The sequence below is a fragment of the Laedolimicola intestinihominis genome (assembly GCF_040096155.1).
Taxonomy (GTDB): domain Bacteria; phylum Bacillota; class Clostridia; order Lachnospirales; family Lachnospiraceae; genus Laedolimicola; species Laedolimicola intestinihominis.
On sequence record NZ_JBBMFE010000001.1, the window covers coordinates 454,841 to 468,800 of the forward strand.

A 13,960-nucleotide genomic window follows, 5' to 3' on the forward strand; every position below is an offset into this window, starting at 1 on the left:
TTCAGGAGGAAAACCAATGAAAAGTTACATGGCTAGTCCAGCAACAATTGAGAGAAAATGGTATGTAGTTGACGCTACAGGATATACATTAGGACGTTTGGCTTCAGAAGTAGCTAAAGTTCTGAGAGGTAAGAACAAAGCAATCTTTACTCCGCACATCGACACCGGAGATTATGTAATCGTTGTAAATGCAGACAAGATCAAAGTAACCGGCAAGAAGCTGGATCAGAAGATTTACTATCATCACTCTGATTACGTAGGCGGTATGAAAGAGACCACCCTGCGTGAGATGATGAACAAGAAGCCGGAGAAGGTTATCGAGCTCGCTGTAAAGGGCATGCTTCCGAAGGGACCGTTGGGAAGACAGATGTATACAAAGCTTCACGTATACGCTGGTCCGGAGCACAATCATGAGGCTCAGAAGCCGGAAGTGCTTACATTTTAATTGAGAAAAGGTTAAAGGAGGAAATTTACAGTGGCTAAGTCAAAATTCTACGGAACTGGCAGAAGAAAGAAATCCATCGCAAGAGTATACCTGGTACCGGGTACTGGAAATATCACCATCAATAAGAGAAGCATCGACGAGTATCTTGGTCTTGAGACCCTGAAGGTAGTCGTTCGTCAGCCGCTCGTTGCTACAGAGACAGCAGACAAGTTCGACGTTCTGGTAAATGTTCGCGGAGGCGGATATACAGGACAGGCTGGTGCTATCCGTCATGGTATCGCAAGAGCACTGCTTCAGGCAGATCCGGATTACCGTCCGGTCCTGAAGAAGGCTGGTTACCTGACTCGTGACCCGAGAATGAAAGAGCGTAAGAAGTACGGTCTCAAAGCAGCTCGTCGCGCACCGCAGTTCAGCAAGAGATAATCAACAAGTTCAAAATGCTTGGAAAGCCCGAAAATTCAACGTTTTCGGGCTTTTTTTAATGCCAGAAACGGCTGATTCCGATGACGAAATTTGAGGAAATATGAGAAAATAAAATAACCTTTGCTTACATTACATAGAGTTTCTGTTTATTCATAAATGAATGGAAACTCTTATTTTTTATCCTAAAAAAGTAAGGGAGGGTTTTAGAATGAACATGTACAACACAGAATTGGGTGCCGGACCGGGAAAAGAGAGCGGCGTGTCAGAACTGCAAATATTTGAAAACCAGGTCTTTGGACAGCGTAAACCGGAGGCAAAGTTTTTTAAACGTTGGATCACGCATGAGGTCATTCCGGCTATTCGGAAACATGGAGCCTATATGACGGATTCGGTGCTGCAACAGGTGATGGAAAATCCGGAGGCTATCTATACACTGGCAGAACAGCTTCTTGCAGAGAAAGGAAAGAATAGGGAAATCAGCAGGCAGCTGAAAATGGCACAGCCCAAAGCAAATTACTTTGATACCTTTGTGAACTCAATGGATTGCACTTGTATCCGTTACTGTGGCAAGGAGTTAGGAGTTCCACAGAATATGTTTGCAGAATTGATGAGAATAAGCGGGAGCGATGCAATTATTGTATTGGCCAAAGAGATATGGTATTGTATAGATAGTTTAACAAATCGGAATTGACAGAGGTAATGAAATGTTTGAAGAATTAGGAATTAGTTTTGGCACAGCACTAATCGTCTTACTTGCATTATATTTTATAATTAAGTGGGCGGTCAAAAATGGAATAAAAGAAGCCTATAGGGATATTACAGGGAAAGTCACTACCGAGGATATTGAGGCAGAACAAATATGTAACGAAGAGGAAAAATAGTTAATAAAGAGAGGTGCATATGCTATGCCAGGTATACTCGTGGTTGAAGATGATGAAAATTTAAATCGTGGAATTACATTTTCACTGAAAAAATCCGGATATGAGGTTTTTTCGGCAGAATCAGTGAAAAAAGCGAAAAGAATTGCAAGTGATAATAATGTGGATGTTACCATTTGTGATGTGAATCTTCCGGATGGGAATGGACTGGAATTTGTAAGGTGGATGAGATGCAATTATAATACATACATTATTTGTCTTACAGCACTAGATCAGGAGATGGATCAGGTCATGGGATATGAAGCAGGGGCAGATGATTATATTACAAAGCCGTTTAGTCTTTCGGTACTTCTTTTGAAAATAGAAGCACATTTCCGCCGCAGACAGGAGAAAACGGAAGCCGGAAAGATGATTTCGGGAGATATCGTATTTATCGCAGGAGAAATGAAAGTCCTGATAAAGAGTCGTGAAATCAGTCTGACAAAAACGGAGTTGAAAATGCTGACTTTTTTTCTTAAGAATCCGAAACAGATTCTTTCAAAAACACAAATATTGGAAAATGTATTTGATCTGGAAGGGGATTTTGTGGATGAAAATACAATCGCTGTCAATATCAGAAGACTCCGTGAGAAAATCGAAGACAATCCGGCTGCACCGGTCTATATAAAGAATATCAGAGGTCTTGGGTATATATGGAATCAGGAGGTAAGGCAGTGACAAAGAGATATCGCAAGAAGATTACAGTAGTGCTCTCCTTGGTATTACCTGTCATAGTATTGTTTGCAATATCAAATTGCTTTACCACGTATGTGTTTTATGAAGATTATAAATATAAAATGAATCTTATGACAGAGATTGCTGCAAAGGAAGAATTTTCCGGGCTGGATGCTGTTTCGGAATTGCTTAAGGATAAGGATATTGAAACTAACGAACAGGGAAGGCGATTATTGGAGCAATATGGATACTGGGGGAATAAAGGGAATGCATTTTATTCGCAATTCCGGCATCAGGTTATGGTGACCGGTGCTGTAAGCACTGTGATATGCGTGCTTCTTTTGACTTTTTTACTTTATTGGAAGAAAAAAGAAGATGCGTGTCATCAGAAAATTTTAGACCAGTTGGAAGAAATTCTGATCAGATTCCGTGAAAATAAATTTGATGATTTACTGAAAACGGAAAATCATGCAGAACTGGAAAAATTGAATGACCAGCTTGAAGCAATCGGACATCATATTCAGTTGATAAAGGAAGAAGCAAGGGCAGAAAAGGAGAACACGAAAGAAATGGTTTCTGATATTTCTCACCAGTTAAAGACACCGGTTGCAGCTTTGGATACATGTTTTAGTGTGCTGATGCAGAATGACTTAAGTGCCGCAGAACAGGATGAGTTTCGTATCCGTTGTCGGAGTGCTCTGGATGGACTGGAGACATTATTGCAGTCGCTTCTTGAAATATCCAAGATGGAAACTGGACTGATTCAGATTAATAAGAAAAAACTTCCGCTTATGGATACTGTCATATCTGCTGTGAACCGCACTTATCCTAAAGCGGATGAGAAAGAAATTGAATTCGTTTTTGACTATGAAAAAGAGCTGGAAACATGCACGATTATGCAGGATAAAAGGTGGCTTGGTGAAGCTGTGATCAACGTTCTGGATAATGCGGTCAAGTACAGTCCGTGTGGTTCAAAAATATTTATCCGGTTACAAAAAAGAAACGATCTTGTAAGAATGGAAATTGAGGATCAGGGAATTGGTATTCCGCAGAATGAGTATCACAAAATTTTTCAACGATTTTACAGAGGAAGCTCCAAGGAGGTCATGGAAAAGAGTGGTACAGGAATCGGACTTTTTCTATCGAGAGAAATTATCGAAAAACACGCAGGTACGATTACGGTAACCTCCGGCAAAAAGAAAAAAGGAAGCACGTTTGTGATTCAATTACCATATATTGGTTAAATTTTAAGTGAGCAGAAATCTTACAATTCTGTAAGACTTCTGCTCGTTTTTTGAAAGTGAAATGAAAGATTGCCCTGATACAATTTGGATGTAGGATGAAAAGGAGGCAACACATGAGTGTGATATTAGAAACCAAGCAGCTTTGTAAGTTTTATGGCGCAGGTGAGAATCAGGTCAAAGCGGTCAATCAGGTGGACATTCAGATTGAGCGGGGAGAATTTGTCGCAATTGTTGGAAAGTCAGGTTCCGGCAAAAGTACATTACTTCATATGCTTGGAGGGCTAGACACCCCGACAAAAGGCAGTGTTACTTTAGCAGGGAAAAATTTATACAGGATGAAGGAAAATGCCCTTGCTGTTTTCCGCAGAAGAAAAATCGGATTTGTTTTTCAGGCATTTAATCTGGTTTCATCTGTTAATGTCTGGGAAAATATTGTACTGCCACTGGGGCTGGACGGAAGAAAAGTGGATGAAGCGTATGTAAATGATATTATTGCAACTCTGGGGATTGAAAACCGGATTTATAATCTGCCAAATCAGTTATCCGGAGGACAGCAGCAGAGAGTAGCAATTGCAAGAGCACTGGTGAATCGTCCGGAAATTATATTTGCAGATGAGCCGACAGGCAATCTTGATTCTAAGACCAGTGATGAGGTAATCGCTCTGCTTAAGATGACAGCAAAAAAATATGGACAGACAATTGTAATGATTACCCATGATGACGAAATTGCACAGGTCGCTGACCGTATTCTGGTGATTGAGGACGGACAGGTGGTGGATTTCAGATGAAGACAATAAGCAGGATTGCATATAGCAATGACAAAAGGAACAGGACAAGAAGTATACTGATCATGATGGCAATCTGTCTGACCACGATGCTGCTTGTTATCATCAGTACTGTGGGAAATGGGGTAATTCATTTACAGAAAAGTCAGGCGGCAAGCTCATACGGAAGCAACTACGGCCTGTTTATCGCCGCAGATGGTACGCAATTAAAAGAAGTGGAACGCAGAGCTGAGATATCTGATATCGGCATCATGTGTACGGAGGGCATCCTGAAAGGAAATGAAAATGGCGGCTTTGTCAGTGCGGATGAAACGGTCAGGAAAATGCTTCCCTATAATCAGGAATATGTGTTGAAGGAAGGTACCTATCCGGAAAAGGCGCAGGAAATTGCCGCAGGACGCGCTTTCTTTGATGCAGTGGGATACCATGATGTAAAGGTCGGAGACACCGTAACATTGGAGTACCGTTCCGGCATGCAGTCGGAATACGCACCGGTGGAATTTACTGTCAGCGGGATTTTATATGACCGGGATGAATATACCATCGAGGCTTCCTATGTTGTATTCGGTTCGCAGGATTTTTATAATGAACGTGTTGCGGAGGATGACAGGCAATATAATATCTATTTTACCTTGAGCGATTCTGCAAATGTATCTATGAATAATGTTGCGCCTGTTATAAAAGAAATCGCGGATTCCTGCGGCATTGACCAGAAAAACGTGATCATCAATGACCTCTACCTGCAGTGGGTATTGCAGCCGAGCTATGAAATGATTGTGGTTTGTGGAACCCTGATCCTCGGAATCGTGCTGTTTTCCGTTGTGGTCATTTATAATATCTTCCAGGTCGGGATTGCCCAGAAGGTTCAGGAGTACGGAAAAATCAAGGCGCTGGGTGCAACCAGAAAGCAGATGAAGCAGTTGATCTTTCGTGAGGGCATTCTTCTGGCGGTTCCTTCGATACCGCTGGGGCTGCTGTTTGGTTTCCTGATTGCAAAAGTCAGCTTCAACTGGCTGGTGGAGCAGGGAAATCTGGTATCGTCCGGAATCAAGAACCATCAGGTGCCTCTGTTTTCACTGACAATTATGCTCATCTGCATTTTTGTATCGTTTCTTACGGTCGTTTTGGCTCTGCGCAAACCCATGAAAATTGTTTCCCGGATTTCACCCATCGAAGCGACACGGTATCTTGACGGCTCCAAAACGCAAAAACAGGGCAGACGAAAAGGCAGAAAAGATGTCACCGTTTTCTCCATGGCAATGGCAAATGTGACAGGCAATCCGAAAAGAACCATTGCTACGATTCTTACCATGGGGCTTTCCTGTGTATTGTTTGTAATTATCTCTAATTATGTTGGGAATATTGACACGGAGCACGAGGCGCGGATTGCAATCAACCATGGACAATTTGAGTTGCAGCTGGATTATTCCCAGAATTATGATGAAGCCTATCCGGAGAATAATCTGGACACAATCCTACAGAACAACCCACTGAATGATTCTTTGATTAAAGAAATCAAATCCATCCCCGGTGTAACGGATGTACTAACGAGAGAAATCGTCTCTGCAGATTTGAACGGAACAAAATTTCCGGTTGCAATCGTAAATCAAGAGGATTTTGAAATGATGCGCGGGGATGGCGATATCGGTTCCATGGACTATGCACAGGCTGTCAAAAACGGGGATGTTTTCTTTGGCTGGTCCATGTGGATGGAAGCTGACGGGTATTCTGCGGGTGCGCCGATTACATTCAACTTTGATAACGGAAGCGGAACCTATACCTATCATGGAAAAATCGCAGGCTCCTTTGTAAGCGCGGACACTTATCTGGTCATTCCGGAAGAAGTATACCGCTCTGTAAATCCGAAAGGGACATCTTATGGATACCTGTGGGTGGATTGTGCTAAAAAAGATGTGGTATCTGTAGAGCAAAGCCTGAATGACCTGCTCTCCGATACTTCTCATATCAAGCTGAACACCTATCACACAGAATTGCAAACCGCAGAATACGCAAGCCGTATGATGAAGCTTGGCTGCTATCTGTTCATGGCAATTGTCGGTCTCATTGGGTTTATGAATCTGGCAAACACCATGATCATCAACATCACCACGAAGAAGCAGGAATACGGTGTGCTGCAAGCGGTAGGCATGACCAATAAGCAGTTGAATCTGAGCTTACAAATACAGGGCTTGATTTTTACGGTTGGCACCATCTGCGTCGCACTTGCTGCCGGTCTGCCCCTTGGCTATGCACTGTTTTCCTATGCGAAGCATAATGGGATTTTTGGAATGAACGTTTATCACGTTCCTCTTATCCCGATTCTTGTTATGATTCTTCTGGTTGGTATTCTACAAGTTGTGCTTTCCTGTGTTTTAAGCAGTAATCTGAAAAAGGAAACGCTGGTAGAAAGAATAAGGTATCAGGGATAGCAAGTATTGCTGGGATATCCTCAGTATCATAACAGGAATTAAAAGCACTTGGCTTCAAAAAGTTTTGTACTTTTGACAAAATGCAACCGATTTTTCATCAATTATAATAAATTTGATTAAGCAACCTGTGTGTAATGAAGCATACAGGCTGCTTGCATTTTATAACTCTAATGAATCTTCTGCATCTACCCACATCTGTAAATTGCCCTCAAGATATAATCTCGCATATTCAAGTGGTTCATCGACTGCAAGTGAAGTCAATGCACAGTCTGATCCGGGTGTGGTTTTTAAATCCTTTTCGGCTTCCCAGCAGTCAATGCGAAGCATATAGCCAACATTTGTATATATGTCAATGCTGTTTCGTTGTGGATTGTATTCTGCAAATATTGTTCTCATCGTATCCCATCTCCTTATCATTTAATCAATCATTAGTATATAATCTGGAATGAAAAGAAGCAGGACAATGGGAGATGAGACCCAATGCCCTGCTTCTTGGTTATTTGGAATGAACGGTAGTGTATTTCTGGTTTTTGCTTTTGGGTTTGTCTGGAAACATCATTTCAAGTTTACCAGAAGATATAAAGGCTTGAGGTAATATTTGCTGAAGTGAGAACGGCTGGAAACATCAATATATGCTTGCATTTCATCTCGACTTTTAGGGTCTGCACAAAATTCCAATAGCAAGTTTTGCTTGCTGATCACAGATGTATCATGTGCGGCATCATGTGCTGTATCATGTGCGGAAGCACCGCACATGATGTAGTTTACATTTTTCAAGATGACCCTGAAATCTGTTGCTGTTGAGGAAAATTCGGGCTTATATGCCGCTGTATATCCAGGTAGCTTTTCGGTTTCACTGACGATTTTGCGTAGGCCACTTCCACGGCGTTCCATGTACTTCATGCGGTGGAACAGATCAGCAATCACAGGGTTTCGTCGCATCGAACGAATACTGTAAATATCGTATTCCTGAATTGAGCCGCCGCCAAACATACCGCCCGGAGATGTGATTTCCACCCGATCATCAAACATATCAATATGGATTTCGCTGCCAAGCACAATATAATCACGATGGATAAGCGCATTGACAAGAGCCTCTGTTACAGCTCGTTCAGCATAATCCGGCTTGTCTACACGATACTGTGCCTCTTTGACAAAACGGACTTTGGAATTATTGCGAATAAATTCACTGCCGCTGTTCAGTAAATAAATCAAATTTGGCACGCGCCTCGAAGAATTTGCCCAGAGTAATGAGCGTGAGAATGGTGCCCGCTCCCTCGAAATAGAGGTCGTGAGCAAACTGATCTACCAGCACCAAATCTCCGTGGCCAAAGCCCCAAGCAATTTTATAGAGGGCGTAGATTCCGTAGGCCAGGGAGACACCGGAACCCAATGCGATTAGGGAATCCATGTTGGGCGATCCGTGGAACAGGGTCTTGAAACCCATGCGATAGTATTTGTTGTTGATAATTGCTACTGGCAGAACCAGTAAAAACAGGGTCAGGGCGTAGATCATGGAGTTTTCCGTCCCCAGAAAGACACCCGGCAGCGGCCAGCCCAACATATGTCCCATTGAGATATAGAACAAAGGGATAGTGAATACAAAGGACCAGATTACTCGACGGCGCATCGCCTCATATTCCTTTTTTGCAGTGTCCACCGGGGAGACAGCCTGTGCAGCTGATTTTCCCTTGACTTGCTGTAGGGATGCGCCATAGCCTGCCTTTTCTACAGCGGCGATAATCTGCCCACTGTTTACATTTTTGTCGTCATAAGTTACCACCATACTGTTTTTTAACAGATTGACATTGCACTCTTGCACGCCGGTCAGGCTGGATACGCTTTTTTGTACCCTAGCTTGGCAGGCCGCACAAGTCATGCCTGTGACATTGTACTTTTCCTGCATATTGAAACCTTCTTCTCTGGAAAGTAGAATACAAATACAGGGTATAGGTCTCTCCGGTTTTCAGTATAGTCCCGCAAAGAGGTCTTGTATTTCCCGTTCAGAAGAATTTTTGTCCCAAATGGAAGCGTTTCTGAAAATCGATCCGTCATAAACGCTGCAAGGGCATCCCTTCTAACTTCATGTGATATTGTTCCAGCACATCTTTCAGCGTGATTTCCTGCATTCTTTGTTCCGCTGTTTTTTGAATGTCCAAGTAAAAATCCCGCAGCACCAGTTGAATGTTCACGCCCACGCCACAAGCGGGGTTGGTGTGGATGTCCTGATGGAGCAGGGGCTTGTTGCCCTCTAATGCTCGATAGACATCCAGTAGAGTGATTTTCTCCGGCTCACGAGCCAGAGCAGGTCGGGGATGTCCCTTCACGCTGACCAGCAGTCCACCCTTCCGCAGGGCGGACATGAGCTGGCGCACATAGGCAGGATTTGTCTGAATGCTCTCTGCCAGCTTGTTACTGGTTAGGTCGCAGTCTGGGTACAGAGCGATAAAAGCCAGAATATGAACAGCATCGCTAAGGCGGGTGGGATATTTCATGGACTAATCTCCTTTTTTCTTTGATGTTATTTTTATTATAACAGCATATTGACAACAGCGCAAGAGGATGCTAAAATGATTTGAAGTAAGAATAAAAATAACACCCACTCGAAAGGAATGGTGACAATGAACTTCTATGATGATTTGGTCATGCAGACCCAGATGAATTATTCCAGGCACTATCCTATCTATGCTTCCGGCAGTACGCCTTATCAGCTGACTGACAAAAAGCCGCTGCCGTATAGCGAACAGATCCATCGTTTGGTACAGGAGGTAAAGGAAGCTGACTGTGTGGTAGTGGGCGGGGCCTCCGGTCTGTCCGCTGCCGGTGGCGGAGATTTTTACTACGAGGACAACGACTCCTACCGGAAATACTTCCGGCCTTTTGCGGAGAAGTACCACTTCAAAGGTGCTTTTGCAGGGATGATGCACCCCTGGAAGACAAGGGAAGAGTATTGGGGGTATCTCGCCACATTCCTTCACACCACCCAGACCGCACCTGTGCGTCATTCCTATTTGGATTTAGACGCTTTGTTGAAAGGCAAGGACTTCTTCATCCTCACCACTAACCAGGATACCCAGTTTGTCAAACTCTACCCGGAGGAGAAGGTGGCGGAGATCCAGGGAGATCACCGGTTCTTCCAGTGTGCCGCCTGCTGTACCGATGACACCTGGGATGCGGTAAAGCCAGTGGCTGATATGGTGGCCGCTATGGGGGATGGCACGAAGATTCCCACGGATCTCATTCCCCGGTGTCCGCACTGCGGTGGCGAGGCTTTCCCCTGGGTGCGAGGATATGGGAATTTCCTGCAAGGAAAGAAATATGAAGAACAGTACGAAAAAATTTCTCGCTACGTACTGGAACACAAAGACAGCAAAATTCTGTTCCTGGAGTTGGGCGTTGGTCGAATGACTCCCATGTTTATCCAAGAACCTTTCTGGAACATGACCCTCAGCTTTCCCCATGCTCGATATATTGCTGTCAACGACAAATATGACTTCCTGCCCAAGCAGTTGGAGGATAAGGGCATGACCATTGTGGCCGACATTGCTCAAGTGCTGCGGGATGCACGGAACACCATGGAAAGCGGAGATAACGATCAATGAGGGTTGGAAACCAAGCGGCGCTTCAGGAACTTGCCGAGCGTATTGCTCAAGCAGATGCCGTTGTGATCGGAGGCGGCTCCGGCCTGTCAAGCGCAGCTGGATACGACCACTACCATTGGTCCCCGGCACTTTCGGAGGCATTGGCTTCCTTTCGTGAACAGTATGGCTTTACCTCTCCGCTGGCTGGATTCTACCATTGCTTTTCCAGCTATGGAGAGCAGTGGGGATATTACAGTCAATATATCCGCTTCATGTGGGAAGCCCCTACGGGGCAGCCCTATCTGGATCTGCAAACGCTTGTTGCAGATAAACCGGTCTTTGTGCTGACCACTAATGTCGATCAGCAGTTTTTTCGGGTATTTCCCCAGGAACAAATTTGTGCCTTTCAGGGAGACTTTAGCTACTGCCAGTGCAGCCAGCCCTGTCGGGATGATATTTGGGAAAACCGCGAACTGGTAAAGGAACTGACCGGTCGCTTGGTGGGTGTTCGCCTGCCGGAGGAAGCTGTTCCCCGTTGCCCGGATTGCGGGCGGGTGCTGGTGCCTTGGGTACGAGATGATACCTTTCTGGAGGGAACCTTCTGGCAGGATAACCTGCACCGCTACCATAGATTCCTGCGACGCTGGATAATGGATCAGTCCGACAAAAAAGTCCTGCTGTTGGAACTTGGCGTGGGTGAGATGACGCCCAGTATCATCAAACTGCCCTTCTGGGAACTTACTGCCAAAAACGAAAACGTCTTTTATGCATGTCTTAATCGAGAGGCATCTCATAGGCCAGAGCATCTGCGGGGACGCAGCCTGTATCTGCAAGGAGATTTGGTGGAAACTCTAGCTGCCCTCCGGCAGGTGCGATCCATCGCAGCAAACATAAAATAGAAAGGGGCGAACGAATATGATTGATTGGAATCCTATTGCGGAAAAATTCAGAGAAGCGGACGCTATCTTGATCGGAGCCAGTAACGGCCTGTCCATTACCGAAGGACTGCATTTGTTTGCGGACAATGCGGCTTTTGAAAGACTGTTTGGGGATTTCAAACAAAAATACGGCTTACGTTGTATTTTGCAGGGCATGATGGCCGGATGGCCCAGCGAGGAGGAAAAGTGGGCCTTCTGGGCTCGGCTCATCCATCATTACTGCGGGCAGTACCAGCCTACGCCGGTGATGAACGATTTGAAGGCCATTGTGGGAGAGAAAGATTACTTTGTCGTCACATCAAACGGAGAAGGTCACTTTGAACTGTGTGGCTTCGATCCGACGAAAATCTATGAAATCGAGGGCAACTGGTTTACGATGCAGTGTGCCCGCCCCTGCCACGACACCCTCTATTCAAGTTTAGAGGTGGCCGAAAATTTATCGGCTGCCGAACAGGGCGGCCATGTGCCTACAGAGTTGGTGCCGCGTTGTCCCAAGTGCGGAGGTCCCATGGACATCCACATGGGCGCAGGTCAGAGAATGATTCTGGATACCGCTGCCCAGGCACGGTTCCAAAACTTTCTGAAAACCTACCACGGAAAGAAACTGGTGGTTCTGGAGCTGGGCATTGGCTGGCGTAATCAGCTGATCAAGGCCCCGATGATGCGCATGGTGGCAAGCGAGCCAAACGCCACTTATGTGACCATCAATCTGGGGGAGATCTACATTGCGGACAATATCAAAGAGAAGTCCTTCGGACTGGACGGGCGGCTGGATGAGCTGCTGCCTGCTCTCCGGGAGGCGTGCGAGGCATAACGATTTCGGAGCAAGTTCAAAATGACGATACGAATGCAGTGGACAGATGGAAAGATTCGATGCCATTGGGTGAGCCCAACTAATACCACTTATCTGCGATACCATGACGAGGAATGGGGCAGACCGGTCCACGATGACCAGTTGCTGTTTGAAATGTTGATTTTGGAGAATTTTCAGGCAGGCCTCACCTGGGAATGTGTCTTAAATAAACGGGAAGCGTTTCGCCGTGCTTTTGACGGGTTTGATTTACGGAAAGTGGCATCTTATAGCGAAGAAAAATTGACGGCCCTGCAAGCTGACTCTGGAATCATCCGTAACCGGCTGAAAATACGAGCTGCAGTGGTCAACGCACAAGTGTTTCAAAAGATACAGCAAGAGTGGGGCAGCTTTGACCGATACTTATGGCACTGGACAGAGGAAAAAATCATCCAAGAAGTAGACAAGGTCAGCTCACCATTATCTGATGCCATCTCAAAAGACTTGAAAAAGCGGGGCATGAAGTTTGTTGGGACCATAATCATCTATGCCTATTTGCAGGCGGTGGGAGTTATCAACTCTCATGAATCAGGTTGCTTCCTGAATCCTTTGCAGCAGTAGAGAATGCATAAAAAAGCCGGGAAGTTGACTCAAATTGTCAATGCCTCCCGGCTATTATCATGCAGATATTAATATAGTTAGAATCATGGTATATATTTCATTCCCCATTGGGAAATGGCGTAAAAGACCGGCAGCAGGTCACGACCTTTCTCAGTAAGGAAATATTCCACCCGCAAGGGCATCTCATTGTACTGGATTCGTTGTATCAAATCATCGGCTTCCAACTCTTTGAGGGCATTTGTCAGCGCCGTATTTGTAATTGGCGTTAGCATCTTTTTCAGTTCACCGAAGCGCATGGGCGATTTAATACAAAGTTCATAGAGAATTTGGAGTTTCCATTTGCCCTGCAGCATTTGAACCACCGGCGTGACCGGGCAGTTTCCCTCGTCGGTTAGAATGACATTGCCAACCTTTTCTTTGAATTCTTCATAAGTCATAATTGGAGATTTCCTCATCTTTTGCAGTATATTTTTTGATACCAGGTATAAATAATTTGCGTACTTGAACAAAAATTACTATCAGATATAATAAATATATCACGGGTTGACCATGCAGTCAACGACTGAAATTTCTTAGAAAGGTCTGAATTTTATGAAAGAACTGAACATTATGGAGGCTACTGTTCTGACCTCCCCCAATCCGCTGACACTGATCTGCTCTAAAAAGGAGGATGGCACCACCAACCTGGCTCCTATTTGCTTTGTTTCCTATCTCTCCTTCACCCCGCCGATGATTGGATTTGCTGCTGGGAAGCAGTCCCATACTGGCAAGCGTGTGCGTGAGACCGGCAAAGTCATTGTCACTGTTCCCGGTGAGAGTCTGGCAGGCGCAGTAATGGCCTGCGGAGCATCTACCGGTGCCGAGACCAACAAGGTGGCCGCCAACAATATCGAGATGATGGCTGTGGAGGGCAGCGACATCCAGATTCCGGCGGACACCCGGCTGGCGATGGTTGCCACCCTGCAGCAGTCGGTGGAGGTGGGCGACCATATCCTGCACATCTGTCAGGTGGACAAGTTCCTGGGCGATGAGGACAAGAAGGGCCTGTATGCCTGGAACGGCTTCGGGAAAGTTGCACCTGCGGTAGAAGGCTGAATCATAAAACGGTAAGG

At 45.2% G+C, this 13,960-nt stretch carries 17 protein-coding genes and 1 pseudogene; 13 read left to right on the plus strand and 5 right to left on the minus strand.

Annotated features, from left to right (window positions below):
• Positions 1-16 precede the first annotated feature (16 nt).
• The 8 genes from rplM (at position 17) to WMO29_RS02020 (ending at position 6,918) form a co-directional block, all read left to right on the plus strand.
• Positions 17-445 carry a 50S ribosomal protein L13 gene (gene rplM, locus WMO29_RS01985; RefSeq protein ID WP_158365013.1) on the plus strand — a complete coding sequence of 143 codons (429 nt, stop codon included), beginning with the start codon at positions 17-19 and terminating at the stop codon, positions 443-445.
• Between the two features lie 30 nt (positions 446-475).
• Positions 476-868 (plus strand): 30S ribosomal protein S9, encoded by a 393-nt coding sequence (gene rpsI, locus WMO29_RS01990; RefSeq protein ID WP_158365014.1) that lies wholly within the window; start codon positions 476-478, stop codon positions 866-868.
• A 208-nt stretch (positions 869-1,076) separates the two neighbouring features.
• A complete protein-coding gene (locus WMO29_RS01995) occupies positions 1,077-1,559 on the plus strand; it encodes a phage antirepressor KilAC domain-containing protein (RefSeq protein WP_349163527.1) in 483 nt (160 codons plus the stop codon).
• 13 nt (positions 1,560-1,572) lie between these two features.
• Positions 1,573-1,749 (plus strand): DUF6019 family protein, encoded by a 177-nt coding sequence (locus tag WMO29_RS02000; RefSeq protein ID WP_021939191.1) that lies wholly within the window; start codon positions 1,573-1,575, stop codon positions 1,747-1,749.
• A 24-nt stretch (positions 1,750-1,773) separates the two neighbouring features.
• Entirely contained in the window at positions 1,774-2,463 is a 690-nt protein-coding gene (locus WMO29_RS02005; protein ID WP_349163529.1) for a response regulator transcription factor, read from the plus strand.
• A complete protein-coding gene (locus tag WMO29_RS02010) occupies positions 2,439-3,704 on the plus strand; it encodes a sensor histidine kinase (protein ID WP_349163530.1) in 1,266 nt (421 codons plus the stop codon). The genes WMO29_RS02005 and WMO29_RS02010 overlap by 25 nt, the downstream gene beginning before the upstream one ends.
• Before the next feature lie 113 nt (positions 3,705-3,817).
• Positions 3,818-4,492 carry an ABC transporter ATP-binding protein gene (locus WMO29_RS02015; protein ID WP_349145086.1) on the plus strand — a complete coding sequence of 225 codons (675 nt, stop codon included), beginning with the start codon at positions 3,818-3,820 and terminating at the stop codon, positions 4,490-4,492.
• Positions 4,489-6,918 (plus strand): ABC transporter permease, encoded by a 2,430-nt coding sequence (locus WMO29_RS02020; RefSeq protein WP_349163532.1) that lies wholly within the window; start codon positions 4,489-4,491, stop codon positions 6,916-6,918. Before WMO29_RS02015 ends, WMO29_RS02020 begins: the two co-directional genes overlap by 4 nt.
• Before the next feature lie 159 nt (positions 6,919-7,077).
• On the opposite strand, the gene WMO29_RS02025 is transcribed toward WMO29_RS02020, so the two are convergent.
• The 4 genes and pseudogenes from WMO29_RS02025 to WMO29_RS02040 form a co-directional block, all read right to left on the minus strand.
• Positions 7,078-7,314, minus strand: coding sequence for a DUF6061 family protein (locus WMO29_RS02025; protein ID WP_048791018.1), 237 nt, complete (start codon positions 7,312-7,314; stop codon positions 7,078-7,080).
• Between the two features lie 100 nt (positions 7,315-7,414).
• A pseudogene (locus WMO29_RS02030) lies at positions 7,415-8,136 on the minus strand (ATP-binding protein); the annotation flags it as partial.
• Complete coding sequence (locus tag WMO29_RS02035) at positions 8,105-8,824, minus strand: cation transporter (protein WP_349163534.1); 720 nt, start codon at positions 8,822-8,824, stop codon at positions 8,105-8,107. The gene WMO29_RS02035 and the pseudogene WMO29_RS02030, both read right to left, overlap by 32 nt.
• 145 nt (positions 8,825-8,969) lie before the next feature.
• Positions 8,970-9,413: an Rrf2 family transcriptional regulator gene (locus tag WMO29_RS02040; RefSeq protein WP_349163535.1), complete on the minus strand. Its 444-nt coding sequence runs from the start codon at positions 9,411-9,413 to the stop codon at positions 8,970-8,972.
• A gap of 126 nt (positions 9,414-9,539) precedes the next feature.
• Here WMO29_RS02040 and WMO29_RS02045 point away from each other — a divergent pair, with 126 nt between their 5' ends.
• Genes WMO29_RS02045 through WMO29_RS02060 form a run of 4 tightly spaced genes read left to right on the plus strand, consistent with a single transcriptional unit; the run spans position 9,540 to position 12,848 of the window.
• On the plus strand, positions 9,540-10,520 hold the full coding sequence (locus WMO29_RS02045) for an SIR2 family NAD-dependent protein deacylase (protein ID WP_173771729.1): 981 nt from the start codon (positions 9,540-9,542) through the stop codon (positions 10,518-10,520).
• The gene (locus tag WMO29_RS02050; protein WP_349163536.1) at positions 10,517-11,398 is read left to right on the plus strand and encodes an SIR2 family NAD-dependent protein deacylase; all 882 of its coding nucleotides are present in this window, start codon (positions 10,517-10,519) and stop codon (positions 11,396-11,398) included. The genes WMO29_RS02045 and WMO29_RS02050 overlap by 4 nt, the downstream gene beginning before the upstream one ends.
• A 16-nt stretch (positions 11,399-11,414) precedes the next feature.
• Positions 11,415-12,251 (plus strand): SIR2 family NAD-dependent protein deacylase, encoded by an 837-nt coding sequence (locus WMO29_RS02055; protein WP_349163537.1) that lies wholly within the window; start codon positions 11,415-11,417, stop codon positions 12,249-12,251.
• A gap of 33 nt (positions 12,252-12,284) precedes the next feature.
• The gene (locus WMO29_RS02060; protein ID WP_349163586.1) at positions 12,285-12,848 is read left to right on the plus strand and encodes a DNA-3-methyladenine glycosylase I; all 564 of its coding nucleotides are present in this window, start codon (positions 12,285-12,287) and stop codon (positions 12,846-12,848) included.
• A gap of 83 nt (positions 12,849-12,931) precedes the next feature.
• Here the strand turns inward: WMO29_RS02060 and WMO29_RS02065 are convergent, their stop codons facing one another.
• A complete protein-coding gene (locus WMO29_RS02065; RefSeq protein WP_349163538.1) occupies positions 12,932-13,285 on the minus strand; it encodes a winged helix-turn-helix transcriptional regulator in 354 nt (117 codons plus the stop codon).
• 154 nt (positions 13,286-13,439) lie between these two features.
• Between WMO29_RS02065 and WMO29_RS02070 the strand changes: the two genes are divergently transcribed.
• A complete protein-coding gene (locus tag WMO29_RS02070; RefSeq protein ID WP_349163539.1) occupies positions 13,440-13,943 on the plus strand; it encodes a flavin reductase family protein in 504 nt (167 codons plus the stop codon).
• Positions 13,944-13,960: the final 17 nt, after the last annotated feature.

What these genes read in the sequence shown, in the direction of transcription:
- WMO29_RS02070 (WP_349163539.1), top strand. Translation starts at nt 13,440, where the DNA reads ATGAAAGAACTGAACATTATGGAGGCTACTGTTCTGACCTCCCCCAAT.
- WMO29_RS02035 (WP_349163534.1), bottom strand. Translation starts at nt 8,824, where the DNA reads ATGCAGGAAAAGTACAATGTCACAGGCATGACTTGTGCGGCCTGCCAA.
- WMO29_RS02005 (WP_349163529.1), top strand. Translation starts at nt 1,774, where the DNA reads ATGCCAGGTATACTCGTGGTTGAAGATGATGAAAATTTAAATCGTGGA.
- WMO29_RS02010 (WP_349163530.1), top strand. Translation starts at nt 2,439, where the DNA reads ATGGAATCAGGAGGTAAGGCAGTGACAAAGAGATATCGCAAGAAGATT.
- WMO29_RS02060 (WP_349163586.1), top strand. Translation starts at nt 12,285, where the DNA reads ATGCAGTGGACAGATGGAAAGATTCGATGCCATTGGGTGAGCCCAACT.
- WMO29_RS02045 (WP_173771729.1), top strand. Translation starts at nt 9,540, where the DNA reads ATGAACTTCTATGATGATTTGGTCATGCAGACCCAGATGAATTATTCC.
- WMO29_RS02050 (WP_349163536.1), top strand. Translation starts at nt 10,517, where the DNA reads ATGAGGGTTGGAAACCAAGCGGCGCTTCAGGAACTTGCCGAGCGTATT.
- WMO29_RS02055 (WP_349163537.1), top strand. Translation starts at nt 11,415, where the DNA reads ATGATTGATTGGAATCCTATTGCGGAAAAATTCAGAGAAGCGGACGCT.
- WMO29_RS02020 (WP_349163532.1), top strand. Translation starts at nt 4,489, where the DNA reads ATGAAGACAATAAGCAGGATTGCATATAGCAATGACAAAAGGAACAGG.
- WMO29_RS01995 (WP_349163527.1), top strand. Translation starts at nt 1,077, where the DNA reads ATGAACATGTACAACACAGAATTGGGTGCCGGACCGGGAAAAGAGAGC.
- WMO29_RS02015 (WP_349145086.1), top strand. Translation starts at nt 3,818, where the DNA reads ATGAGTGTGATATTAGAAACCAAGCAGCTTTGTAAGTTTTATGGCGCA.
- WMO29_RS02040 (WP_349163535.1), bottom strand. Translation starts at nt 9,413, where the DNA reads ATGAAATATCCCACCCGCCTTAGCGATGCTGTTCATATTCTGGCTTTT.
- rplM (WP_158365013.1), top strand. Translation starts at nt 17, where the DNA reads ATGAAAAGTTACATGGCTAGTCCAGCAACAATTGAGAGAAAATGGTAT.
- WMO29_RS02000 (WP_021939191.1), top strand. Translation starts at nt 1,573, where the DNA reads ATGTTTGAAGAATTAGGAATTAGTTTTGGCACAGCACTAATCGTCTTA.
- WMO29_RS02065 (WP_349163538.1), bottom strand. Translation starts at nt 13,285, where the DNA reads ATGACTTATGAAGAATTCAAAGAAAAGGTTGGCAATGTCATTCTAACC.
- WMO29_RS02025 (WP_048791018.1), bottom strand. Translation starts at nt 7,314, where the DNA reads ATGAGAACAATATTTGCAGAATACAATCCACAACGAAACAGCATTGAC.